We start from the raw sequence: 24396 nt of genomic DNA, 5'->3' as shown, positions 1-24396 counted from the left end.
TATGTAATCTGAACAAATATACGACTGCTTATAGCAGTCCAACTTCTTATGGATATATGGATTTGATGATAGATGTTTTTCTTTTATACTGAGAGGAGAGCTGTACAATGACGTTGTTGGAGAGACAATTTAATGGAGTAGAAAATGCACGGGAAGTTCTTTTAGAAGAGCTCATTGATTTAGGCCGGGATATTATCGACAGTCGGGATATGGACCTATTGCGCGAGAATGCCAATTTGAATGGAGAGAGTTTCTCCGGTAAAATGAGCAAGTTCGGCAGTGAATATTCAAAATGGTACGCCCGCAATTTTACGATGCCGCCACAGCTAGTGCAGGCTATTGATGACAATGTCGTCTATGTGCATGATCTGGATCAATATGCGATTGGAACGACGAACTGTATTTTTATCCCGTTTGATAAACTTCTCCGTGAAGGTTTCAATACCGGCAACGGCAGCGTTCGTCCTCCGAACTCAATAATGACAGCTATGTCTTTGGTAGCGATTATTTTCCAATCCCAGCAAAATGCTCAATATGGTGGTGTATCCGCCAATAAACTCGACTATGATCTGGCACCTTATGTAACCAAATCCTTCGCCAAGCTGTTCCGCAAGGGTCTGAATTATTTTGAAGAAGGACAAGCTGATGAATCTTTGGGCGAGATTACGATGAGCCGGACCGATCTGGCGGAGTTATATCCAAGAGCGTTCCGTTTTGCACTAAAGGAAACCGAAATCGAAACTCTGCAAGCGGCTGAAAGTATGGTACATAATCTGAATACCATGTCCAGCCGATCCGGTGGACAAATACCGTTTACCAGCATCAACTACGGTACTTGTACTTCACCAGAAGGTCAGCTTGTGATCAGTTCTCTGCTAACCGCAACTATGAACGGACTTGGCAGCGGAGAAACACCAGTGTTCCCGATTCAAATCTTCAAATGCAAGCAAGGAATCAATCAACAGCAAGGCGATCCTAACTATGAACTGTTCCTAAAAGCGGCTGAATGTTCTGCGCGCAGACTATATCCAAACTTCGCTAATCTGGACGCTCCGCTCAACTTGCAGTATTATGATCCAAGTGATCCTGATACGGAGTTCGCTACAATGGGCTGCCGAACCCGAGTGCTCGGTGACCGTTTTGGGCGTAATCATTGCTCTGGGAAGGGCAACCTTTCCTTTAATACACTGAATCTGGTTCGGCTAGGTCTGGCACACGGCACAGTAACAGGCAGACGTACCGTCGCAGACGAAGCTGGCTTCTATGAAGATCTAAATCATTACATGGATATTGCGCTGGAAGGACTTCTTCATCGCTTCCACATCCAAACCGCACAAAAAGCTAAAGCTTCCGATTTCATGATGCGAGAAGGCGTCTGGGAAGGCGGCGAACATCTTGCACCTGATGACACTGTAGGCGATCTGCTGAAGCATGGCAGTCTGTCTCTTGGCTTCATCGGTATGGCGGAATGTATGAAAGCTATGTACGGTAAACACCATGGCGAGGATATGGAAGTTCATGCCAAGGCGCTGGCTATCGTGCGTCATATGCGGGACTATTGCGATCGGAAAAGTGAGGAACTGGATCTTAACATCACCCTGTTCGCAACTCCAGCAGAAGGTTTGTCCGGTAAATTCACCAAAGTTGACCGCAAGGTACTGGGTTCCATTCCGGGCGTAACCGACCGTGAATATTATACGAACTCTTTTCACATCCCTGTATACTTCGATCTGGGTGCTGCTCAGAAGATCAGCTTGGAAGCTCCTTTCCATGAATACTGCAATGCCGGGGCTATTTCTTATGTCGAATTAAACGGCAATGCCCGCAACAACCCATCGGCTTTTATCAAAATCATTAAATATGCGCTCGAACAACAGGTCAGTTATTTCAGCATTAACCATCCGATTGACCGCTGCTCCAGCTGTGGATACGAAGGCGTAATTGGGACAAACTGTCCTTCCTGCAACGCACATGAGAATGACGTGCACATCCGCCGTTTGCGCAGAGTTACAGGTTATTTAACCGGCGACTATCAGACCCGCTTTAATGCCGCCAAACAAGCTGAAGTTCGGGATCGCGTTAAGCATCTATGAATATTTGCGGTTACTATCCGGAGTCGATTAACGAGGGAGAGGGCATGCGGGCCGTCCTCTTTCTCAGCGGCTGCCGCCATCGTTGCCCGGGATGTTTTAATCCCGAGACATGGAACTTTAAATATGGAGAAGTCTTCACCTTAGAACGACAACATGAAATCATTGCAGAAATCGCCGCTAACCCTTTGCTGGATGGTCTGACACTGGCAGGCGGCGATCCTTTTTTCTCAGCAGAAGAGTTGCTGGGGTTCATTCATGAGCTTCGCACTGTACTGCCAGGGTTCTCAATCTGGATTTACAGTGGTTATACGTACGAAGAACTTACAGCCCTTCCCGGTACACCGGAGTGGAATCTACTTAAACAGTGTCAGGTGTTAATAGATGGAAGATTTGTAGAAGAACTGAAAGATACTACGCTTCTCTACCGGGGAAGCTCCAACCAACGCATTATCGACATTCCGGCCAGCATGAACGGCTCGGAGGTCTTTCTGTGGCAGCCTGCTGCGCTATAATATATCAATTTTTGATATTGAAAATTAATTTGAAATAAGAAGGGATGAACTAACTATGCCGCAATTCGTAGTAAAACCGGATAATCGCCAACTGGCTTTTGATGAGAACCGTCTCTCCGTCTACGCTGACCGTATTCTGGAAGGTCTCGATCAACTAAATAAAGAAACTTTGCTGCGTGGAGTGAATTCCAAACTGCGTCGTGACTCGGTAAGCGGAGAAGAAATCAGCAATGCCTTCACCATGAGCGCTCTAGAGCTTGTAACAAAAGAAGAGCCTAACTGGAAGTTCGCAGCTGCCCGCGCCCTTCTGACTACCCTTTATAAAAAAGCTGCCGTTCATCGCCGCTACAAAGCTTATCCAGAAGAGCCTTACGGTGAATTGTATCCACTAATTACGGATCTCGTGAAAAAAGGAATCTATCGCGAAGAACTTCTAAGTCATTACACCAAAGAACAAATTATCGAACTAGGCGGTTGTATCGATTATACACGCGACCTTTTGTTTGACTATATCGGTCTGCTTACGCTATCCGACCGTTATTTGGCGCATGATTTTGACGGCCGTGTAATGGAGCTTCCACAAGAACGTTATATGATTATTGCTATGTACCTGATGCACCGTGAGCCAGCTGAGAAACGTCTTGAGCTTGTAAAAGAAGCTTATTGGGCTATGAGCAACATCTACATGACTGCTGCTACACCTACAATGTCCAATGCCGGCAAAAAGGTCGCTGGACAACTATCCAGCTGCTTTATTGATACTGTAGACGATTCCCTAGAGGGTATCTTTGACTCCAATACAGACGTAGCACGTCTAAGCAAAATGGGTGGCGGCATCGGCGTTTACCTTGGAAAAGTACGAGCACGTGGTTCGGATATCCGTGGCCACAAGAACACAAGCTCCGGCGTAATCCCTTGGATTCGCCAGTTGAACAATACAGCAGTCAGCGTAGACCAGTTGGGCACACGTAAAGGTGCTGTAGCTGTTTATCTTGATGTATTCCATAAAGATATTCTCGCTTTCCTCGATCTTAAGCTGAACAACGGTGACGAGCGCATGCGTGCACATGACGTGTTCCATGGCGTCTCCCTGCCTGACCTGTTCATGGAAGCTGTAGAATCGCGCAGCCATTGGAACCTCTTCTGCCCTCATGAGGTGAAAAAGGTCATGGGCTGGACAGATAAAAATGGCCGTCCACTAGGATTGGAAGATTTCTACGATGAAGAGCTTGGCAAAGGTACTTTCCGTGAAAAATATGCTGAGGCTACAGCGAACCTGGAATTATCCCGGATCACTGTTCCTGCGATCGACATCATGAAACGGATTATGAAATCACAGCTAGAGACGGGTACACCGTACATGTTCTACCGCGATACCGTGAACCGGACCAACCCAAACCGTCATCAAGGTATGGTTTTCTCCTCCAACCTGTGTACAGAAATTATGCAGAATCAGTCTGCAACAGTTATTGAGCAAGAAGAATTAGTAACTAAAGATGGCCAGACCCGGATCGTTATTTCCAAAATCCCTGGCGACTTCGTAGTCTGCAATCTGAATTCGATTCACTTAGCACGGGCGATTCCAGCTGGCGTATTAGAAAGACTTGTTCCGATCCAAGTTCGTATGCTTGATAACGTAATCGACATTAATAATATTGAAGTTCTGCAGGCACAATACACGAACAGCCAGTACCGCGCAGTAGGTCTCGGCACATTCGGCCTGCATCACCTATTGGCACTCAAGGGCATTCGTTGGGAATCCGATGAAGCCGTAGAATATAACAATCATTTATATGAACATATCAACTACCTGTTGGTTCGTTCGAGCATGGAGCTTGCCCGTGAAAAAGGCCGTTATCCGAAATTTGCTGGATCCGATTGGGAGACTGGCGCATACTTCACTTCCCGCGGTTATGTTAGCGGTGAGCAAGAAGGTAAATATGTAACGACTGAGCAATGGCGCGAGCTGCAAGAAGAAGTAGCTAAGGACGGCGTACGTAACGCTTGGATGTTCGCCATTGCGCCGAATGGATCTACATCGATTATTGCCGGCTCCACCGCCAGCATTGATCCGCTGTATGAACTGCTTTCCTATGAAGAAAAAACAACTTATAAGATTGCTAACCCAGCACCGGATCTGTCCGACAAAACGATCTGGTACTATAAGACAGCATTTACGATTGACCAAAACTGGTCGATCCGCATGGCTTCTGCTCGCCAGCGTCACGTCGATCAAGGCCAAAGCTTCAACCTGTATGTCCGTCCTGACATCAAGGCTACCGAGTTCCTGGAACTGCATCTGAATGCCTGGAAGGGCGGCTTGAAATCAACTTATTATGTGCGTAGCCGTGCTTTGACTATAGAAGAGTGTGAATCTTGCGCTAGCTAATTATCTTAGTGCCCTGAATAGAAAAACGATGATGAATTTCGTAACTGCGAGGAATGTTTGGGCTTCCGGCCGCTGTTGTCATCAGAGGTCTAGATCTTTACCGCTATTAGCGGATGACATCCGATGACAGCATATGCTTTCGATGCGAGCTTTCCTACGGAAAGCTTTCGGGCGAACGCTGACGCTCCTACAGCTCCAAACTTCCTCTCCGTTACTCCATCACCGTCTTTCTATGAACAAGACACCAAGAAAGATTACCCGCGCAAAAAATGGAGGGATAAGAAATGCAATTACAAAAGATTTTTAATACTGAAGCACCTAACCAATCCACACGCATTATCGACGGTGAATGCTCAGGTATTCTGAACTGGAATGACATTCGCATGCCTCATATGTACAAGCTGTATAAGGTACTGCTGCTTAATCACTGGATCGCGGATGAAATTCCAATGTCCAAGGATGCGCAACAATTCCCGATGCTGGATGCCGAGGAACAACGCGTATTTAAGATTAATATCTCCCTACTCGCTGTGCTGGATTCGATGCAGACGATGTTCGTGAGCGACGTGAAGCGTTATTTCACCGATTCCTCTTTGGAAGCTATCTCCGCTATTATCGGGCAGCAAGAAGTGGTGCATAACCAATCCTATTCCTATGTTCTTTCCTCTATCGTGTCGGAGAGTGAGCAGAAGGAAATTTTTGAATATTGGAAAAAAGATCCTGTCCTGCTGGAACGTAATCAGTTTATCTCTGATATTTATCAAGAGTTCCGTGATAACCCTACGAGACAGACCTTTTTCCATGCGCTGGTAGCAGATCTCATCTTGGAAGGAATTTTCTTCTACAGCACTTTCGCCTTCTTCTACAATCTGGCCCGTGACCAGAAGATGATGGCGACTAGCCAAATGATCTCTTATATTCAACGTGACGAGAATCAGCACTGCTACTTCTTCGCAGAAGTATTTAAGCAGCTGCTTGTAGACTTCCCTGAGCTGAACACCAAAGAAAACATGGATTACGTATACCGTACCATCGACCGCGCGGTAGAGCTCGAAACCAACTGGGCTTATTACACACTTACTAACGTGCTTGGTATTGATCTTAACGAGCTTAGCGACTACATCAAATATACAGCGAACAAACGTCTGACTTTGATGGGTATGGAAAAAGCTTATCAAGGTGTTGACGTTAACTGTATGCCTTGGATCAAACCTTTCTCCGATGATGCGCTTAATGCTACCAAAACTGACTTCTTCGAAGCCAAATCCCGCAACTATGGTAAGGTTGGCGACGATAACGGATTCGACGATTTGTAAGACCGGATATATAACGATCCCTATATAAAAAAAGAGGCCATTCTCTATTTTCTTAGTGAGATGGCCTTTTTGCTATAGCTTATATAATGCAAAAAGCGCCCCTCTCCCCTGGTATCAGGGATGAAAGAGACGCTTATACGTTTGTTATTAGCACTAAGCACAGAAGGCTTGCTACTTAGTCTTATGCCTTGCGTTCCACACGATGTGTAGTTTCTTCTGCAAGCTCATCTAATGCATCGTTCAGGCGCAGCTTCAGCTCCTCAGCAAGCTCTACCACTCCGTGATCATTACGAACCACTTGAGAATCCACGGCATAGACGCCGCCAAGAATGTAACGCGCGCCCAGTACAGACAACACAGGTTTCAATGCGTAATCAATTGTGAGCAGATGTGCAAGACTGCCGCCCATGAACAGCGGGAGTACAACTTTTCCGGCCAATCCCTTTTGTGGAACCAGATCTAAAAAGGTCTTCAACACGCCTGTATAAGAAGCTTTATAAACCGGGCTAACCACAATTACCGCATCAGCTTCCGCTACAAGGCCATTGGCTTTGACGATAGACTCACTTTCAAACTTAGTGTGAATCAAATCCTCCGCTGGTAGTTCTGCTACGTTAATACGCTCAACCTCGAAGCCCTGATTGGTTAAGCTGGCCTCCGCATATTCTATAGCTGCATTGATACGCGATACCAGGGAAGGCGTTCCGTTAATCACAACAATTTTAGCCACTTTTCCACCTCTTCCATCCCACTTAAGCAGCTCACACTGCTTTATTTATTATCCCGACAAAATTACTTTAAATTAATACTAATCCTAACGTAGAATTGATATTTTTGTCAAACCATAACCACTTGCGCTCCTCCTACTCTTACGTTATACTAAGCAACAATATTAAATCCAACAATCAGGCCAATGATCGGCATCCAACCGTGAGGCGTCTGCGACCGGAGTCTACAACAACTCCCTAAGTTCACCGGGTTTCGCCCGTTATCGCGAAGACCAAAGAGGGTCGGATTGTTCCTGCAGTTAAGGAGATTCGATCAACCTGGGTGGCACCGCGAGCTGACGCTCCTCGTCCCATGGATGAGGGCGTTTTTTGCGTTTTTTTAACCAAAAAGGAGCGAAACGGTATGCTGGATATGAACTGGATCAAAGACAATCAGGAACTTGTAAGAAACATTACGGCTTGGAAAAGAGTCGACTTCCCACTGGATGAACTGCTGGAATGGGATGAGAAACGGCGCGAATTGCGCCAAGATACGGAACAGTTGAGAGCCCAGCGTAACGGGCTGACCAAAGAGGTTGAACGACTTTTACGACAGGGTGACAGCGTGGCAGGAGAAGCAGTTAAAGAACAAGTAAGAGAACTGAACAACCGCCTGAATCTCTATGAGGCAGAACTAACTGAGGCAGACCGGCGCTGTGGAGAACTCATGCTGCTCGCACCAAACCCTGTATCGCAGGATACACCGATTGGCCATGATGATAAAGATAATGTAGAACTGCGACGAACCGGAACGTTGCCGGAATTCGGCTTTAAACCGCGTGATCATGTAGAGCTAGGCGAGCTCCACAATATCATCGATATCCCCCGTGGCGTCAAAGCAGGCGGCCCACGCAGCTATGTGCTGAAGGGTGCAGGGTTGTTGTTACATCTCGCTGTACAGCGGCTGGCCATTGATGTACTAACTGCCCGCGGGTTCACGGTGATGGATGTTCCCGTGATTGTCCGTCCGGAAGCGCTGGAACGTACGGGCTTCTTCCCCGGCGGGATGGATCAGACCTATGAGCTAAACGGAGACAATCGCTGGCTGGTAGGCACATCGGAGGTGTCGCTTGTCTCGCTGTATAGCGATGAGATTGTCGAACTGGATTCGCCAATGCGACTCGCCGGAATGTCGGCCTGCTTCCGCCGTGAGGTAGGATCGGCGGGACGAGACGTGCGTGGCCTGTACCGTGTTCATCAATTCTCAAAAATTGAACAAGTTATCTTATGTCGGAATGATGAGGGCGTATCAGAGGGCATGCTGCAGGAGATTCTTGCGAATGCAGAGCATATTCTACAGCTCTTGGAACTTCCCTATCGGATCATGTCTGTCTGCACAGGAGATATGTCCCTGAAGACACATAAGCAGTATGACATCGAAACTTGGATGCCAAGCAGAGAGGCATACGGAGAGACACACTCGGCTTCCAACCTGCTCGATTTCCAAGCTCGTCGTTCGGGCATTCGTTACCGGGATGCCGACGGTAAGCTGCAATACTGCCACACCCTAAACAACACCGCAGTGGCTACACCAAGGATCCTAATTCCGCTGCTGGAGAATCATCAACTGGAGGATGGATCCATTTACATTCCGCAGGCACTGCGTAAATATATGGATGGAATTGAACGGCTTGAGCTTCCGCACCAGCAGTGATGTGTTGTCCAAGTAGATTTAAAATTAATAATGCCCTTCCACTTCTGGATAAGAAGCTGGAGGGGCATTATTTTTGTTCCGATACATTCTATATAATTCTAATCTCTATTGTTTTCCCTATGTAAAAATTAACAAAACTCTAGAATAAATTTGTCGCAATCCATAATAAATTCAACAATATATATAACATAAAATTAAAATATCGGTGATCTATTAACCATAAAAATACTAAATTTATAATTAATATTGTATTTATGCACTGTTTTTATACTAAAATCACAACATTTCAATTTTTAGATTTAAATGATGCAAACTTTAATTTATATTCATGAAAGACAACCTTTCATTTTACATTTGAATGCTAAGATTTAATAGGTTGTAAATAAAAGATTCGAGGGGAGAATGACTTATCCAAATGATTATTTCTTCAAGAGTAAGGAAATGGTTCGCTACTGGACTGGCAATGTTAATGGTTGCCGGCAGTGTGTTACCAGCTGTCCAGACTGCCGAGGCAGCACCGGATAATAGCAATATTGTTATCTCGCAGGTCTATGGTGGTGGTGGAAACGGCGGAGCGGAACTTAAAAATGATTTTATTGAATTATACAATCCTACAAATCATCCAGTAGATTTGACTGGATGGAAAGTTCGCTATACCTCAGCTGCCGGAACCTTTAGTAGCGGAACAGACTTAAATGGAACCATCCCGGCAAATGGATACTTCCTTATTGAGGAGGCCGCTGGAACGGGAGGAACTACCGACTTGCCTACTCCTGATGTTAGCAAGGGAATCCTTGCTATGAGTGGTACAAACGGCAAAGTCGACCTCGTTGATAAATCAGGTACAACAATTGATTTAGTTGGCTACGGAACAGCTACAAATGTCGAGGGAAGTGCGACCGCTGCTCTCTCCAATACGACAGCCGCTATCCGTAAAGCTGCGGCTGGTGCACCGGCTGATAGCCGCGGTCTAGATACGGATAACAACTCTACGGATTTTGTTGTCCAAGCACCAAGTCCACGGAACAGCACCTACGGTACGTTACCTGAATTACCGGAAACTGCTAGTTCCGCAGTAGCTTTACCAGCCCCTAATGCCTGGCCGGCTGGTACAGAAATATCTTTGAATTCTCCAACGGTTGGAGCATCCGTCTATGCAGCTGTTTATGGATCAGGTGGTTCAACTAATTTCCAACCTTACACAGGGCCTATTACCTTAACTGAGGACACTACGATTAAAGCGTATGCTTCAGAACCAAATATGCCAGACAGCCCTATATCGACTTTTGACTACACCATTCTGGCCAAAACAGATGTTGCAACAGCACGCCTTGCTAGTAAAGGTCAGAATATTTTAACAGAAGGTATCGTAACTCACATTAATGCAGCAAAAATGTATATTCAGGATGAATCCGGCGGGATCGTACTTTATGGTTTCCCAGAGTTCGCAAACGTTGGAGATCGTGTTGAAGTAAGCGGCACAATGGATATCTACAGCAACCTGCAAGAAATCAAATTCCAAAGTGGACTTCAATACAATGTAGCTGCACAAAATGTTGGGGTGCCTGCACCAAAATTGATTACAGCAACCGACTTGTCTGCCGCGAACGGCGAAAGCCACGAAGCTCAGCTGGTAACTATGAATAATGTGACCATAGACAATGTAAATGGCAGCACGGTGACTGCTAGCCAAGGTGGACAACAATTCACAATTTTTTCAACCCTGCCTAAACTAGTTAAGGGTAAAACCTTTGACAATATCACTGGGGTTATCGAGCAATATAGTACGACTTATCAATTCATTCCACTTAATGAAAATGCTTTGGTGGAAGAAATTTTCTCCGTTATGGCCAGCCCTGGCGCAGGTCGCATCATCAAAGGAAGTTCTGTGACCCTATCCAGCCCTACTCTTGGAGCACAGATTTACTACACGACCAACGGAACTGAACCAACAACAGCAAGTAAGCTTTATTCAGATCCGATTACAGTTAATCAAGATCTTACCATCCATGCAATTGTCGTAGCAGATGGCAAGACAAGTAAGGTTTATACCTTTGCATATAAAGCATCTGAACTCCCTCGTATACATGATATTCAAGGAGAATCTCATACTTCTGAGTATGCAGGTCAGAACGTTTCCGATGTAGAAGGCATCGTTACCCAATATGGGTACACCTTCGCCACTGGCGCTTATAGAGGTTTCTTTATGCAAGACCCTCAGCCAGACGATAATGTAAACACTTCGGAAGGTATTTTTGTATACAGCACTAATTCATCCCTTAAGCCTCAAATTGGAGATTTAGTCCAAGTTAGTGGAGCTGTTTCCGAATACAACGAAGGTAACGCAAGTAATTTAACCTCTACTCAAATTACTATGACTTCAATAAAAGTAGACTCCTCTTCAAGTTATACTGTGCCGGAGCCTGTCGTACTTGGTAAAGGCGGGAGAGCCATTCCGTCTTCCATAATTGACAATGACGGCATGGCTGATTTTGAGCCTAATGAAGATGCAATTGATTTCTACGAATCGTTAGAAGGTATGCTCGTCAAGCTCCCTACCCCTACGATTATCAGTCCTTACTGGACAAGTGGTAGCGGAAATTCCATGCTGTATAACATCCCTACAAGAGTAGAAAATGAAACACCTGATGTCATCACACCAGCTGGTGGATTAGTTCTCAAAGAATACAACCAATACAATCCTCAGCGCCTCATCATTGCTTACGGAAATCCGGGTCAAGAAGTCATCACCGGAGATAAGTTCGCGGGAGATGTAACTGGCGTCATCGGATACAACAACGGTAACTTCAAAGTGATTCCGGAAAACGGTAAGCTTCCAGCCATCACTCCAAGTACCTTTAAGCAAGAAACAACTACTCTTGAAGTCAATGATAGTAAGTTGTTGATCGCATCGTACAACATTGAAAACTTCTACCCGGGTGTCGGAGCAACAAAAATCCAGAAACTAGCCGACTCCATCACAAACAATATGAAAAAACCTGACATTATCGGCGTTGTCGAAATGCAGGACAGCAATGGTGAAGCCAATAATGGTATCACTGAAGCAAGTGCAGCCGAATTGATTAAGGCTATTGAAACCGCTGGCGGTCCTGTATATAAATACACAGATATCGCTCCGGAGAACAATATGGATGGCGGTGCCCCAGGCGGAAACATTCGCGTAGGATTCCTGTACAATCCAGCAAGAGTACAGCTTGCAGACAGTGTGAGCGGACAAAAAGGTACAGCTACACAATCCGTTGGATATAACGCAGCGGCAGATCAATTGACCTACAATCCAGGACGAATTGATCCAACAAACTCTGCCTTTGCAAGTTCACGTAAACCCCTTGCTGCACAGTTCGTATTCGGTGGCGAAACAGTAATTGTGATCGCTAACCATTTCAATTCAAAAGGCGGCGATACCGGTCCTTTCGGAAATGTTCAGCCCCCTGTATTGTCCAGTGAAACACAACGCCATAAAATCGCGGCGGTCGTAAACGGATTTGTCAAAGAGGTTCTGACTGCAAATCCTAAAGCCAACATCGTAGCTCTTGGCGATTTGAATGATTTCCAATTTACTAAAACTGCAACCCTCTTAAAAGGTACAGAACTAGATAATTTGATCGATACATTGCCTTTAAATGAGCAGTATACGTACACCTATGACGGAAACTCTCAAGTGCTAGATCATATTCTTGTCAGTAAAAATCTAACGGCTTCTTCTAAAGTAGATGTCGTTCATCTAAATGCCGACTTCTCACCATCGAACGGTCGGGTATCCGATCACGATGCGGTTTTGGCACAGATTGATTTTAATACTGCTGAAGACTTCCCACTAACCATTCTGCACACCAACGACACACATGCAGGATTAGATACTGTCAGCTCGCCAAACAACATCTTACGCCGTGTAACAGCAATTAAAGATGCCAAGGCGACTACAGAGAATCCTATTCTTGTGGACGCAGGTGATGTGTTCTCCGGAACACTTTACTTCAATAAGTATCTGGGTCAAGCAGACCTGGCCTTTATGAATCTGGTCAAATATGATGCTATGACTTTCGGTAATCATGAGTTTGATAAAGATTCAGATGTACTGTCCAAATTCATTGGCAACGCAAAGTTCCCATTTGTCTCCTCCAATGTGAACTTCTCAGCGGATGATATTCTTAGCAAAATGTTCACCAATGAAATCGGCCGCTCAGGTAATGCTGGAACCATCTACCCTGCGCTGATCAAAGAAGTAGACGGCCAACAGGTCGGTATCATGGGTCTGACGACAGAAGATACAGCGAACATTGCTTCACCAGGTAAAGTGACCTTCGAGAATGCCTTCGCTAAAGCGGAAGCAACGGTCGCTATGCTTGAAAAAGAGAAAGTTAACAAGATCATTGTTCTTTCACACCTTGGCTATGAAGAAGATCTCAAGCTAGCCAAAGCCGTTAACGGCATTGATATTATCGTTGGGGGTCACAGCCACACGCAACTGGATCAAGCCGTTGTAGATAACACCGATCCTAACGCACCGAAGCTTATTGTACAGACCGGTGAAAAAGGTCTTTTCCTTGGCCAACTTGAAGTTAAATTTAACAAAGATGGCGTACTGACCGATTGGAAAGACCAATTAATCTCCATCGATGCTAAAAACGGTACTAACTACGTTATCGCAGAGGACCCTGAAGCTAAAAAGATCCTGGATACCGAGTATAAGCCGGGTATTCAAGAACTAACCAATGAGGTAGTAGGAAATTCAGAGGTTGTTCTAAACGGCGTTCGTGATAATGTGCGCACAAAGGAAACTAATCTTGGTAACCTGATTGCCGATGGCATGCTTTATGCAGCTCAAAAAGCGGGCACTAATGCCGTAATCGCCTTGCAAAACGGCGGCGGTATTCGCGAATCCATCAACGAAGGACCGATCACACAAGGCGAAGTACTCGGCGTACTTCCATTCAACAACGATCTGGTTACGATCACTTTGACTGGACAAGAAATTAAGGATGCTATGGAGAACGGGGTTTCCAAAACGCCGGCAGCAGACGGACGTTTCCCACACGTTGCAGGGTTGAAATTCTATTACGACTCTACGAAACCTGTGAACGAACGTGTATTGCGTATTGAAGTGAAAAACGGGGATAAATACGTTCCTCTGGATCTGAACGCATCCTACGAAGTAGCTACGAATGCTTTCACAGCGAAGGGTGGAGATTTCTATACTTCACTTGAAAAGGCCTATAAAGAAGGCCGCGTGAATCTGCTGTACCTACCGGACTTTGATGTATTTACGAAGTATCTGCAGAAGGTTGGAACGGTCACTGCGAACACTTCCGCCGTTGAAGGCCGGATTGTTGATCTGAAAGGTGCACCACTGCCGGAGACAAATCCAACTCCGACACCAGACCCAACACCAGTACCAACACCAGTACCAACACCAGATCCAACTTCAGTGCCTACATCAGTACCAACTTCAGTACCAACATCAGTACCAACATCGGCTCCAACAGTACCAACAGCTACACCATCACCAACTGTTGCTCCAACTGTGGCTCCAATTGCTTCAGCACAAGTAACAACAATTGATGCTGCTGATCTAACCAAACAACTTGCTGAACTGCCAACGGGTAGCCAAGAGCTGGTTATTCCGGTTAAAGCCACTACAGGCGGCGCTCAAGTAGTGCTTCCAGGCAGTGTGCTTGTAAAACAAGCAGCAGCACAACCTAACACAGTTCTTACCTTTACTACTGATGGTGCTTCTTATTCCTTGCCACTCCGTGTTGTAAACAGCGCAGCACTTGCCGCTCAATTAGGCACCAGCGACTTTACAATTACGGTATCCATTCTAGTAGCGAATTCGGGAACACTAAGCAGCACAAACCAAGCTATAGCATCACAGCTAGGTAATGCTACTTTAGCTGCTCCAGTAATCGAATTCAGCGTTTCAGCGCAAGCCGGAACTAAGAGTGTGCCGCTGAACAATTTCGGCAGCACTTACGTGAAGCGCACGATCAATGTACCTGCCGTCTTAAATTCAAATAACGCAACGGCAGTGGTCTTCGATCCTGCTTCAGGTAAGATCTCCTTCGTGCCTGCTATCTTTGTTCCTAAAGCAGATGGAACAACGGACGTTACGATTAAACGGAACAGTAACAGCTACTACACCGTTGTTAAGTCTTCCAAAACGTTCGCAGATACTAACGGACACTGGGCTAAATCATCCATTGATCTATTAGCTACCAAACTAATTGTCAGCGGAACAAGCAACGATACGTTCTCTCCTTCACAGTCGATCACACGTGCTGAGTTCGCCGCATTAATTACGCGTTCTCTGGGACTTGCGACAGCTAATGGTGAGACCACATTTAAAGATGTAAACTCAAGTGCTTGGTATGCTGATGCTATACGCACCGCAGCAGAAGCCGGATTGATTTCCGGTTATACCGATGGCAGCTTTAAGCCGGGTAGCCCAATCACTCGTCAGGAAATGGCCTCGGTATTAGCGAAAGCCATCAAGTACACAGGTAAAACCTTAAATGCCGATCCTGCGGCACTGGCTAAATTCAGTGACGCAGCAAGCATTCCTGCTTGGTCTCAAGCAGCAGTAGCAGAAATCGCTGCTGAGGGAATTATCCAAGGAGCAACAGATGGATCCTTTGCTCCACAGAAGCTGGCAACTCGTGCCGAAGCGGTTACGATGCTGGAGAAGACATTGAAATCTCTCCAGTTTATCAACTAGCAAAAGCTGATCTCCAGCTCTGAAGTCAAAAAGGCGGTTCTTCGAGTGCGTAATGCACCCGAGGAACCGCCTTTTTTTATAAACCCAATCTGATCTGTAGGAAGTGTTATGATTCCATCCCAGCTTCACTCTCTTCGTAATGGCTCGTATCCCCATGCAGCAGGATTTCCGGCACACCATTCGTAAAATCAACCCTGCATAAGCAGGTCGGATAAATGTAAGGCAGATCCCAGAGCTTAGGCAGCGCTCTGCCCTCAAAATAGGCCATTAACAGCTTAATCACTACTGTATGTGTGACAATAAGAATGGTCTCACCTTGATGGTCAACGAGAATTTCCTGAAGCTTACCCAGCGCCCGTGCCTGCACCTCTGCGAAGGTCTCACTACCCTCCACTTTAAACTGCTCAGGGTCTTGCCAGAAATTGCGATGCTGCTCCGAATACTCGCTCTCCAGCTCAGTAGAATCACGGCCTTCCCACACACCCATGCCAATCTCTTTGAACGCCTCAGAGGTCTTAAGCGGAGTACTCCGCTCTCCACGAATAATCTCAGCTGTGCGCAGCGCCCTTGGGCTGGGGCTTGCATAGATGACATCCAGCTGTTCAGTGCGCATTCCCCGGCTCAGCCATTCAGCCTGTTGTACACCAAGCGCTGTTAGTTCAGAATCCATATGTCCCTGCATCCGATGCTGCACGTTCCATTCCGTTTGACCATGCCGGGTTAAAAATATCGTTGTTGTACTCATGCCAGCTTCTCCTTCCGTTTCCCCTATCCAATGAGGTTTTACTTCCTGTTCTGTTCCATCCAGTTCACTGCATAATCTACGATTTCCCGTTGCGGAATCAATTGAGCGGTTGCGGAAGCAACCTGTCCATATGTAATAAGTCCCGTCTCTTGTCCAAACTGATCTGCCAGCTGAACGAAATCGTCAGAATCCCAATCCAGCTCCTTAAATTCCACCCACTGCCTAACTCCATCCACCATAATGGGCGCCCCGCCAAGGGTTTCCTTCTTGCCAGCATAAGATGCGCGGCATTCGGCAAGATGCAGAGAAGTATTATTAAGATTGCCAACACCCAGCAACAGTACATGTCCGCCCAAATCGTAAATCCGAGCCAACGGAGAATCTTCCCCCAGACCCATTTCAATCGAATGACCATACATAATTTCGTCTCTATGCTTGCCCCAAGCGGCAAACGAATGAATCGGATGGTCACTGCGTTTTACTCCTTTTTGTTTACGGAAGCAGTCCGGAATAACCCCCATTCCTCTAAGCTGGGTCAGGTCTGGATCATAAGCCGGCATCTGCTCGCGGATACTCTGCCACCACGCCTCCGGCACCGGTGGGTTGCTCCAGCCTGCGGGATCAGTCAGGTCACTGGAATGAGTGGGCATTACCAGCGTGCCAGATTCTCCGAGGACCTCCTCCAATGCCAAAATAACAGCGACCGGGCCCCCGGCTACCCATTGGCCTAACGATTTAAAAGAAGAATGCAATAAAATCGTCATGCCCGCCTTAACGCCCAGTCGACGAAAATCCGCTGCTAATGTCTGAACCGTAATCAAATTGCCTTGTATTTCTTCCACCCTTCATTCCTCCAATGAATCTTCTCAAATCCATTATATAGGAGGGCCGCTTCTAAATGCATCTTCAATAGCCTCAACACTCTTCGGATACTATTTTCGCTCTATAATCACCTGGGGAAATCCCCTCCAGCTCTTTAAAAACACGGGCAAATTGTTTACTGTTCTCGAAGCCTACCTCTTCTGAGACTGTTGCGAGCTTACTGCAGCCTTTTGCCAATAGCTCTTTAGCATGACGGATGCGGACCTTTTTTAAATAGATAACAAAATTCTCACCGGTATATGCCTTAAAGGCTTCGCTAAAATAAGAATAATTCAAGGATACATGATTGCTGACCATAGCCATATTCAGTGGACGGGCATAGTTGGCTTCAATATAGCTCAGTGCCTCTTCCATATCCGCATGCTCGGTATGCGCAGACCTTACGCCTACAATGTATTCATTCACACTCAAGAGTAAGTTCTCCAGCGCACGATAATATTCGTGGAAATGACGATAGTTGTACATATTGCCTACCGTACGATACAGCTTCAATACCTCTACCGAGGCTTCGCCATGTACCCGAAACACTTCATCCAACACCAGTTCGTTTACATTCTGTCCCACGGACTCCAGATAAGCTAGGTCCAGTTCCTTCAAATGCTCAATTTGAAAAATCACAGATAGAAGATGCTTCATCTCCTTCTCGCGTTCTGTTCCCAGCATATTGAGCAGCTTGCGAAGCTCTTCCTTAGGTAACGGAAAGTTAGACCGTCCCTGTCCAACATCCCCATAATCCAACAAACTCACTTGCGGATATAAAAAAGTATATTGCAGTGCCCGGCATGCTTCCTTATAACAGGAACGGAGGTCCTCAAGACTTCCTCCTTCGCTGCTAATCCCAATCGATAATCCCTTTATTTCCTTAGCTTCAGCTTGTCTGAACAGCTCTATAAAATCCTGTTTTCTGCTCCCGATCAAGACTAATTTGCCATCCCAATCCGTTGTGATTTCCGAGAAAAACTTTTCAAGCGGTCCGATCAATCGTTCCGCCAGTCCTTGAACATCCCCCGACTTCATTCTTGTTCCGTCATTGTAATAGTAATTCAACACACCAACTGTAAAAGGTGCTTGTAGATCACTTAGCCACTCTTGCTGCTCACGCTCCAGCGGAACCTCCTGCTGCATTAGCAGTCCCCGCAAACGACTGGACCGCAGTTCCCTGCGGAAGTGTTCCGTTTCCTGTTCCAGCTGCCTTGCGCTGAGATCCTGTTCTTCCTGTTCCTTATCGATATTCTTCAAAATTTCGAACAACTCATCTCGGCGAATCGGCTTCAGCAAGTAATCCTTCACGCGATAACGAATCGCGCTTTTGGCATATTCGAAATCATCATAACCGCTTAAGATGAGCACTGCTGGGCTTTTCTCACCACTTGTTACCTTAGATATCTGCTCCAACAGTGTAATTCCATCCATCACTGGCATACGTATATCTGTAATAATAATATCTGCACCTTCGGTCTTAAATATCTCGAAACCCTCTGCGCCATTACTCGCCATTGTGATGGTATACACGGACGGAAATTCTCTTTCTATCATAGTCTTGAGACCGTAACGGATATTCTTTTCATCATCAATGATCAGTAGCTTCTTCATAGTTGTTTTTCTCCTGTCAAAAGAACTTTCGGCAAGGTCAGACGTACCATCGTCCAACTCCCTGCTTCACTCTGTACTACAAGCCCATATTCATCACCATAAAAGATTTGCAGTCGCTGATGTACATTTCTCAGTCCAATACCACCTGTTCGGCGGTCAACATCCCTCTGTTCTGAAGCACTCTCACGGCGCTCATCTTTCGCATAAATCGCCTCGTTCAAAGCAACCAAACGCTCTGGAGTTAAGCCGATGCCATTATCACGAAGCTCTATGCAAATATCACCTTCCGTTTCCGAAATATGAATATGAATGTTCGGGTCCTGTAAATTCTCTTTCTCGTCGCACCAAGCATGCTTAACACTGTTCTCTACAATAGGCTGCAGTGACATTTTCAGCACCTCCAGCTCCAAATATCGAGGTTCAATATGAAGCACTAACTTAACCGGATATTCAAAACGAATATTCATCACTTCAATGTAATTTTCAATGTGGCGGACTTCATCCCGCAGCTTCACATACTCTCCGGCCCATTTAAAATTATAGCGCATCATCCCACCCAGCGAGGTTAGTGCATCCGAGATCGTTCGCTGGTTCTCAATTTCAGCCAGCATTTTTATATTTTCCAGCGTATTATACAAAAAATGTGCGTCAATCTGGTTATGCAGCGTACGCAGCTCAGCCTCTTTAGACAACGCCTGCTTGCTCACTGCCTGAGCCACCAACGTATTGATGGTGTTCATCAGCTTGGAGAAATGATGGGCAAGCTCCCCGACTTCCCCTCCACCACGAATCATTATTCCAGTGTACGCTTCACCTCTACGCACTTTTTTCATCGTTTCGGTCAATCTACGCAGATTTTTTAGAATAAAGGCATTTGTCACATAAGCGATCAGCGTTAGTAAAGTAATAAAACCAACATTGGCTCCAATGATTAAGTTGCGCGTGCGGGAGATATCCTTCATCACTCCCTCCATTGACACTACATTTAACAAATAAGCATCAATTCGTTCTAGCGGAGTGTTAATTAACAAAAACGATTTACCATTCTCCGAGTAATTACTGTCCCATTCGCCAGTTTCCCGGAACTGCTTATACCGTTCTGCAATCATATCAGCCATCTCTAGATTATCCTGCAAAAAAGAATTGTCCGGCCTGGTAAAAAGCTGCAGCTCACTATCCACAAGGAACATCTGGGTCTGATTATCCCGTACATCTGTATACGTCTTGGGTGTAAACCGACTAAGCAGCATATCCACCTGCACCATGCCGATATGATTGTCTGCTGGCCGACTCTTCTCACGCAGCAAAGAAACCTTTGGCAGACTCTCCGTCGGTGCTCCCGAGTATCTCTGCATCAAATCCGGATCATTTTTCTGAAAAGACCAGTATTCCTGCCCCTTCAATTGAAGCGCTTTCTGAAACCATGGGGTGGAAGAAACCCGCTCTTCGCGAAAGATAATCGGCCAAATTTCATGCACCTTATTACTTCTCGAATACAGTCTTAAATGCTCAATATTCGGATTATTAAATTGAATACGAGTCATATTTACATAAGCATTTGTATTAAAATCAACCAAATCTACTAGCTGCGGTTCGGTTTCATTCGCTAAGAATTTTTCTACTTCGGCATCAGAATAAGCCATTTGCGCCGCCCGTTCCATCGCTTCGATCTGATTATGAATATGCAGCTTCTCCATTTGCGACAAATAATCATTTTTCTCGACAGCATCGCGGAGATAGGTATTATTAATGGCTTTATAGGAGTAGACAGAAACCAGCATACACGGGCCTAAAACAATAAAAACATAAGCTGCAATTAAACGGCTCTGAAGTGATCTTCGCCCCCACCAATAACTAAAAGAATGCCATAATGCTCTGGTTCGATCTCGCCTATTCACTTTATACACTTCTGTCCTGTCCACCTCGCTAAAATAGTGAATATTCAAATACTTAATATCTATTCCTTATTATAATTCGAAAATAACCCAAAAGCCCGCAGTTAGCGGGCATTTTGGGTCATGCTTTTTATTTTATGGACAGCTTCACTTTATTCTCTTCATATTTCTTTTGTTGGTAGGCATCAAATACATCTTCGCCTTCCTTCTTTCTCTTCTCTAAATACTCATTCCAAATCTTATCGAATTCCGCATCGGAGGAAGCCATGAGCAATTTCGGCATAGTTTTACCGCGCAGCTGTTTCAGCTTCGAAGCGATGATACCTTCAGGAGAGTTTCCTGTTGGTTCGATTTGTTGGAACTCGGAGGAGCCTATGGATTTACCTCTAGTCCAATCTTCCAATTGCTTAAATGGTTCTACCGATTTAGGAGCCCATTGGTCTGTGATATTCGTATTTTGCAGCATCCAGAATGTAAAGGAAGATCCGATTTGCTTATCAAACGTCGAACGGTCTTTATTCATCAAATCAAACACTTCTGGTTTAAATTGATCTTTTCCATCAATCGTATCGTAGCTGACACCTTTTTCGCCTAAGAACAAGTCTTTGTTGCCTTCTTCACTGTTCAAGTAGCTGAGGAAGCGGATAGCACGTGCTTTATCCTTAACATCTTTGGAGATCAGTGTTACCGTCCAACCGGAGATACCGGGCCCATCAAGGGTTGGTTTATCCAAGTTCGTATTGGAAGGTCCGTCAACAGCGATATACGTTTTAGTTGGATCCTGTTGGTAAATCGTTCCTAGTTGTGCTGCAAAGTCTGTACGTTGATACAGCATTGCGAAATAACGGCCTTGGGCAATTTTTTCTTCCATTTGTGGGCGTTTGTCGATAAAGATATCTTTAGCCAGCAGACCGTCTTGATTCGCTTGACGAAGTGCCTTCATCCAGCGGATATATTCAGGATCGGTTTCACGAGCATATACCTTGCCATCTTTTTCTCTTGGGATTGCCAAGAAGTTCTGCAGGTAACCTTCCAAAGAATCGTTACCGTTCTCGGTAAATTCATGCAAACCAAGTGGAATAAGCGGCTGTCCATTTACGTCAGGGAATTTCTCTTTCGCTAATTTAAGCGCATTCAAGAAACCTTCTGGTGTGCGCATATCTGGACTTCCAATAGCTTCATACATATCCTTGCGGACAGCGAATACTTGGTTGGATACGTAATTTTCTCCATATTTCTCATAGTCGGCAGGAGAGGAAGAAGAGTTAGGATAGCCATACACATTGCCGTCTTCTTGTGTATACCAGCCCAGCTTATCAGCATCGGATACTTTAAAGAAGTACGGATCATATTCATCAGCAAGTTTGTTCAATGGAAGAACAAGTTCACCTTCGACCATTTTCTTAATCGCATCTTCCCAGAAGCCCAAAGTGATGAAATCAGGCAATTTACCGGATGCAATCAGCGTGTTAAGCTTCTCATTCTCGTTACCAGCCGGAACGATGAAATTAATATCAACTCCGGTCTTCTTAGTTACATATTGGGAGGTTGGGTCTACGCCCCATTTATTAGGGAACCATGAGAAGTTCAGGTACCAGTCAAATGTAATGGGTGAAGTATCAATCTTCCATCCCGGTTCATCTGCTGATAATGCAGCAGCAGTCGGTTCAGCACTTGCCTCCGTATTAGTAGCTTTAGCGCTGTTAGCATTACCTTCGGCATTCTTGCCAGCATTATTCCCGCTGGAGCAGCCTGCGGCTGACAATGACATCATTATTGCGAGAAGCAGAACTCCCATTGCTTTTGGCTTACGTTTCATGCCCATGCTTGTTTACCCCTTTTCTATGAATGTTAATTATAAGCTCAACCCCAGTGCCTACAGCTGTAGGCAACCGGAGGAGTTATCACTGCTAGACATCAGCCCTTAATGGAGCCGATCATCATCCCTTTAACGAAATAACGCTGCAGGAACGGATACACGAATACTATCGGCAGTGTGGTCACTACCATCGTCGCCAGCTTAATGGACTGTGACGTTACGCTTCTCGTAACGCTGCTGCCTTGTACAGCGACCATCATTTGACTAGAGCTCGATTGTGCGACGACCCGGAACAAATACGTCTGAATCGGCTGCAGATCAGTATTATTGATATAGATCATACCCGTGAAGTAATCATTCCACTGATACACGCCATGGAACAGCGCAATGGTAGCAATTACAGGCATGGATACTGGAAGTACGATTCTTAGAAAGATGGACCAATCATTAGCACCGTCAATCCGTGCCGCTTCTTCCAGCCCATCGGGAATCTCCCGGAAGAAGGTCATGAAGATAATAAGATCAAAGAAGCTAAACATAACCGGAATAATATAGACTAGGAAATTCTCCAATAGGTGAAGGTCCTTCATCAGCAGGAAGGTAGGAATGAGTCCCCCGCCAAAAAAGAGAGTCACTGTACCCATCAGCATGTAGAACTTACCGCCAATGAGGTTTTTTCTGGAGAATGCATAAGCTACCATCGCTGTGAAAAATACATGCAGTACAGTACCCAAAAGTGTTTTGGCGACAGTAACCCACATCGCCTGCATGATGCCGGGGCTGGCAAACACGGCCTCGAAATTCTCAAAGCTGAACATCCGCGGCCACCAGTAGATTCCTCCCCGCATGGCGTCATTACCGTTATTGAAGGCGTTAACCAATACGTACCAGATCGGGTAAAGCGTTATGAAGCAGATACATAACATGATAAGGTTATTGATGATATCGAACAGGGCCTCGCCCTTGGTTTTACGCTTAAGTGCAAACATATATGGTCCTCCTTATCCTAGAACAACGATGTATCGTTGATTTTTTTAGATACTTGGTTGGCAATCAGCAGCAATATTAGAGCGATAACCGATTTTAACAATCCAACTGCAGTTGAGTAAGAGAAGCGGCCTGAGAGAATCCCTGTATAGTACACATAGTAATCAATTACATTACTTGCACTATCATTCAGTGAGTTGCGCAGGACCAGAATCTGATCAAAGTTGGAGTTCAGCACTCCGCTGACCGCGAGAATGAAGAGAATGCTGATTGTCGATTTAATCGCCGGCAAGGTAACATACCACATCTTCTGAAATCTGCCCGCGCCGTCGATTGTCGCCGCCTCGTACATTTCAGGAGATACACCGGAAATTGCTGCTAAATAGATAATCGCTGACCATCCAAGTTCTTTCCAGATATCAGAGGAGATAATAATTGTCCAGAAGTAACCAGGCTCAGCCAAGTATGTAATTGGCTGATCAATCAGATGAAGCGCTAGCAAAATGTTATTGATAATTCCTACATCAGCAAGCCATGTAGCCAAAATCCCTCCGAGTACCACCCATGAGAGAAAGTGGGGCAAATACGAAATCGTCTGTATGGTCTTCTTGAATTTCATTGAACGAACTTCATTCAGAAATAGAGCAAATATTATTGGCAATGGAAATCCGATAATTAGCTTAAACAAGCTGATGCCGAGCGTATTTTTAATTACATTCGAGAGATTGTCATCATCCATGAACTCTTTGAAATGTGTAAGTCCCACCCATGGGGCTTCTGCAATCGTTTTAACGATGTTGTAATCTTTAAAAGCAATGATAATTCCATACATGGGAATGTAGTTAAAGATTATCATCCACGCAATGCCGAGTAGAGCCATTGTCTGCAAATGACGCTGGGCAATGAACCTCTTCCAAAGCGGGCTCCGATTTACTTTACCGGTTTCGAAATTGCCAGGAATTAACGGCTTCATCGCTGAGCTTACTTCCATGCTTTTTTTGTTCTCCA

Annotated in this window: 14 protein-coding genes; 6 read left to right on the top strand and 8 right to left on the bottom strand. The window is 45.4% G+C overall.

The genetic code is table 11. The features are described 5' to 3' along the window. The first annotated feature begins 107 nt into the window (after positions 1 to 107). From NST94_RS02370 to NST94_RS02355, 4 genes are all read left to right on the top strand, one after another. Positions 108 to 2093 (top strand): anaerobic ribonucleoside triphosphate reductase, encoded by a 1986-nt coding sequence (locus NST94_RS02370; protein WP_339281611.1) that lies wholly within the window; start codon positions 108 to 110, stop codon positions 2091 to 2093. After that, positions 2090 to 2605, top strand: a complete 516-nt coding sequence (gene nrdG / locus NST94_RS02365) for an anaerobic ribonucleoside-triphosphate reductase activating protein (RefSeq protein WP_076124537.1) — start codon at positions 2090 to 2092, stop codon at positions 2603 to 2605. The genes NST94_RS02370 and nrdG overlap by 4 nt, the downstream gene beginning before the upstream one ends. Positions 2606 to 2660: 55 nt before the next feature. Further along, positions 2661 to 4994: a ribonucleoside-diphosphate reductase subunit alpha gene (locus tag NST94_RS02360; RefSeq protein WP_076142084.1), complete on the top strand. Its 2334-nt coding sequence runs from the start codon at positions 2661 to 2663 to the stop codon at positions 4992 to 4994. Positions 4995 to 5278: 284 nt separating this feature from the next. Then, entirely contained in the window at positions 5279 to 6310 is a 1032-nt protein-coding gene (locus NST94_RS02355; RefSeq protein WP_339281610.1) for a ribonucleotide-diphosphate reductase subunit beta, read from the top strand. Positions 6311 to 6491: 181 nt separating this feature from the next. Here the strand turns inward: NST94_RS02355 and ssuE are convergent, their stop codons facing one another. Then, the gene (ssuE, locus tag NST94_RS02350) at positions 6492 to 7040 is read right to left on the bottom strand and encodes an NADPH-dependent FMN reductase (protein WP_036682586.1); all 549 of its coding nucleotides are present in this window, start codon (positions 7038 to 7040) and stop codon (positions 6492 to 6494) included. A 401-nt stretch (positions 7041 to 7441) separates the two neighbouring features. On the opposite strand from ssuE, the gene serS reads away from it, so the two are divergent. Next, entirely contained in the window at positions 7442 to 8731 is a 1290-nt protein-coding gene (gene serS / locus NST94_RS02345) for a serine--tRNA ligase (protein ID WP_076124541.1), read from the top strand. Between the two features lie 415 nt (positions 8732 to 9146). Further along, positions 9147 to 15467 carry a 5'-nucleotidase C-terminal domain-containing protein gene (locus tag NST94_RS02340; protein ID WP_339281609.1) on the top strand — a complete coding sequence of 2107 codons (6321 nt, stop codon included), beginning with the start codon at positions 9147 to 9149 and terminating at the stop codon, positions 15465 to 15467. Positions 15468 to 15573: 106 nt separating this feature from the next. Here the strand turns inward: NST94_RS02340 and NST94_RS02335 are convergent, their stop codons facing one another. From NST94_RS02335 to NST94_RS02305, 7 genes are all read right to left on the bottom strand, one after another. After that, positions 15574 to 16212 carry a histidine phosphatase family protein gene (locus tag NST94_RS02335; protein WP_339281608.1) on the bottom strand — a complete coding sequence of 213 codons (639 nt, stop codon included), beginning with the start codon at positions 16210 to 16212 and terminating at the stop codon, positions 15574 to 15576. A 38-nt stretch (positions 16213 to 16250) separates the two neighbouring features. After that, the gene (locus tag NST94_RS02330; RefSeq protein ID WP_076278895.1) at positions 16251 to 17054 is read right to left on the bottom strand and encodes an AAC(3) family N-acetyltransferase; all 804 of its coding nucleotides are present in this window, start codon (positions 17052 to 17054) and stop codon (positions 16251 to 16253) included. A gap of 73 nt (positions 17055 to 17127) precedes the next feature. After that, on the bottom strand, positions 17128 to 18687 hold the full coding sequence (locus NST94_RS02325; protein WP_339281607.1) for a response regulator: 1560 nt from the start codon (positions 18685 to 18687) through the stop codon (positions 17128 to 17130). Beyond that, positions 18684 to 20594 carry a histidine kinase gene (locus NST94_RS02320; RefSeq protein ID WP_339281606.1) on the bottom strand — a complete coding sequence of 637 codons (1911 nt, stop codon included), beginning with the start codon at positions 20592 to 20594 and terminating at the stop codon, positions 18684 to 18686. The genes NST94_RS02325 and NST94_RS02320 overlap by 4 nt, the downstream gene beginning before the upstream one ends. 118 nt (positions 20595 to 20712) lie before the next feature. After that, positions 20713 to 22407 carry an extracellular solute-binding protein gene (locus tag NST94_RS02315; RefSeq protein WP_036682600.1) on the bottom strand — a complete coding sequence of 565 codons (1695 nt, stop codon included), beginning with the start codon at positions 22405 to 22407 and terminating at the stop codon, positions 20713 to 20715. A 92-nt stretch (positions 22408 to 22499) separates the two neighbouring features. Next, positions 22500 to 23390, bottom strand: coding sequence for a carbohydrate ABC transporter permease (locus tag NST94_RS02310; protein WP_036682603.1), 891 nt, complete (start codon positions 23388 to 23390; stop codon positions 22500 to 22502). A gap of 17 nt (positions 23391 to 23407) precedes the next feature. Further along, positions 23408 to 24361 carry an ABC transporter permease subunit gene (locus tag NST94_RS02305; protein ID WP_051491255.1) on the bottom strand — a complete coding sequence of 318 codons (954 nt, stop codon included), beginning with the start codon at positions 24359 to 24361 and terminating at the stop codon, positions 23408 to 23410. Positions 24362 to 24396: the final 35 nt, after the last annotated feature.

This window comes from Paenibacillus sp. FSL H8-0282 (genome assembly GCF_037963825.1).
GTDB classification, from domain to species: domain Bacteria; phylum Bacillota; class Bacilli; order Paenibacillales; family Paenibacillaceae; genus Paenibacillus_AQ; species Paenibacillus_AQ odorifer.
Note: the sequence above shows the minus strand (reverse complement) of the source record. Positions and strands in the feature narration are given on the sequence as shown.

What these genes read in the sequence shown, in the direction of transcription:
- NST94_RS02335 (WP_339281608.1), bottom strand. Translation starts at nt 16,212, where the DNA reads ATGAGTACAACAACGATATTTTTAACCCGGCATGGTCAAACGGAATGG.
- NST94_RS02315 (WP_036682600.1), bottom strand. Translation starts at nt 22,407, where the DNA reads ATGGGCATGAAACGTAAGCCAAAAGCAATGGGAGTTCTGCTTCTCGCA.
- NST94_RS02370 (WP_339281611.1), top strand. Translation starts at nt 108, where the DNA reads ATGACGTTGTTGGAGAGACAATTTAATGGAGTAGAAAATGCACGGGAA.
- NST94_RS02305 (WP_051491255.1), bottom strand. Translation starts at nt 24,361, where the DNA reads ATGAAGCCGTTAATTCCTGGCAATTTCGAAACCGGTAAAGTAAATCGG.
- NST94_RS02355 (WP_339281610.1), top strand. Translation starts at nt 5,279, where the DNA reads ATGCAATTACAAAAGATTTTTAATACTGAAGCACCTAACCAATCCACA.
- nrdG (WP_076124537.1), top strand. Translation starts at nt 2,090, where the DNA reads ATGAATATTTGCGGTTACTATCCGGAGTCGATTAACGAGGGAGAGGGC.
- NST94_RS02310 (WP_036682603.1), bottom strand. Translation starts at nt 23,390, where the DNA reads ATGTTTGCACTTAAGCGTAAAACCAAGGGCGAGGCCCTGTTCGATATC.
- NST94_RS02340 (WP_339281609.1), top strand. Translation starts at nt 9,147, where the DNA reads ATGATTATTTCTTCAAGAGTAAGGAAATGGTTCGCTACTGGACTGGCA.
- NST94_RS02325 (WP_339281607.1), bottom strand. Translation starts at nt 18,687, where the DNA reads ATGAAGAAGCTACTGATCATTGATGATGAAAAGAATATCCGTTACGGT.
- serS (WP_076124541.1), top strand. Translation starts at nt 7,442, where the DNA reads ATGCTGGATATGAACTGGATCAAAGACAATCAGGAACTTGTAAGAAAC.
- NST94_RS02360 (WP_076142084.1), top strand. Translation starts at nt 2,661, where the DNA reads ATGCCGCAATTCGTAGTAAAACCGGATAATCGCCAACTGGCTTTTGAT.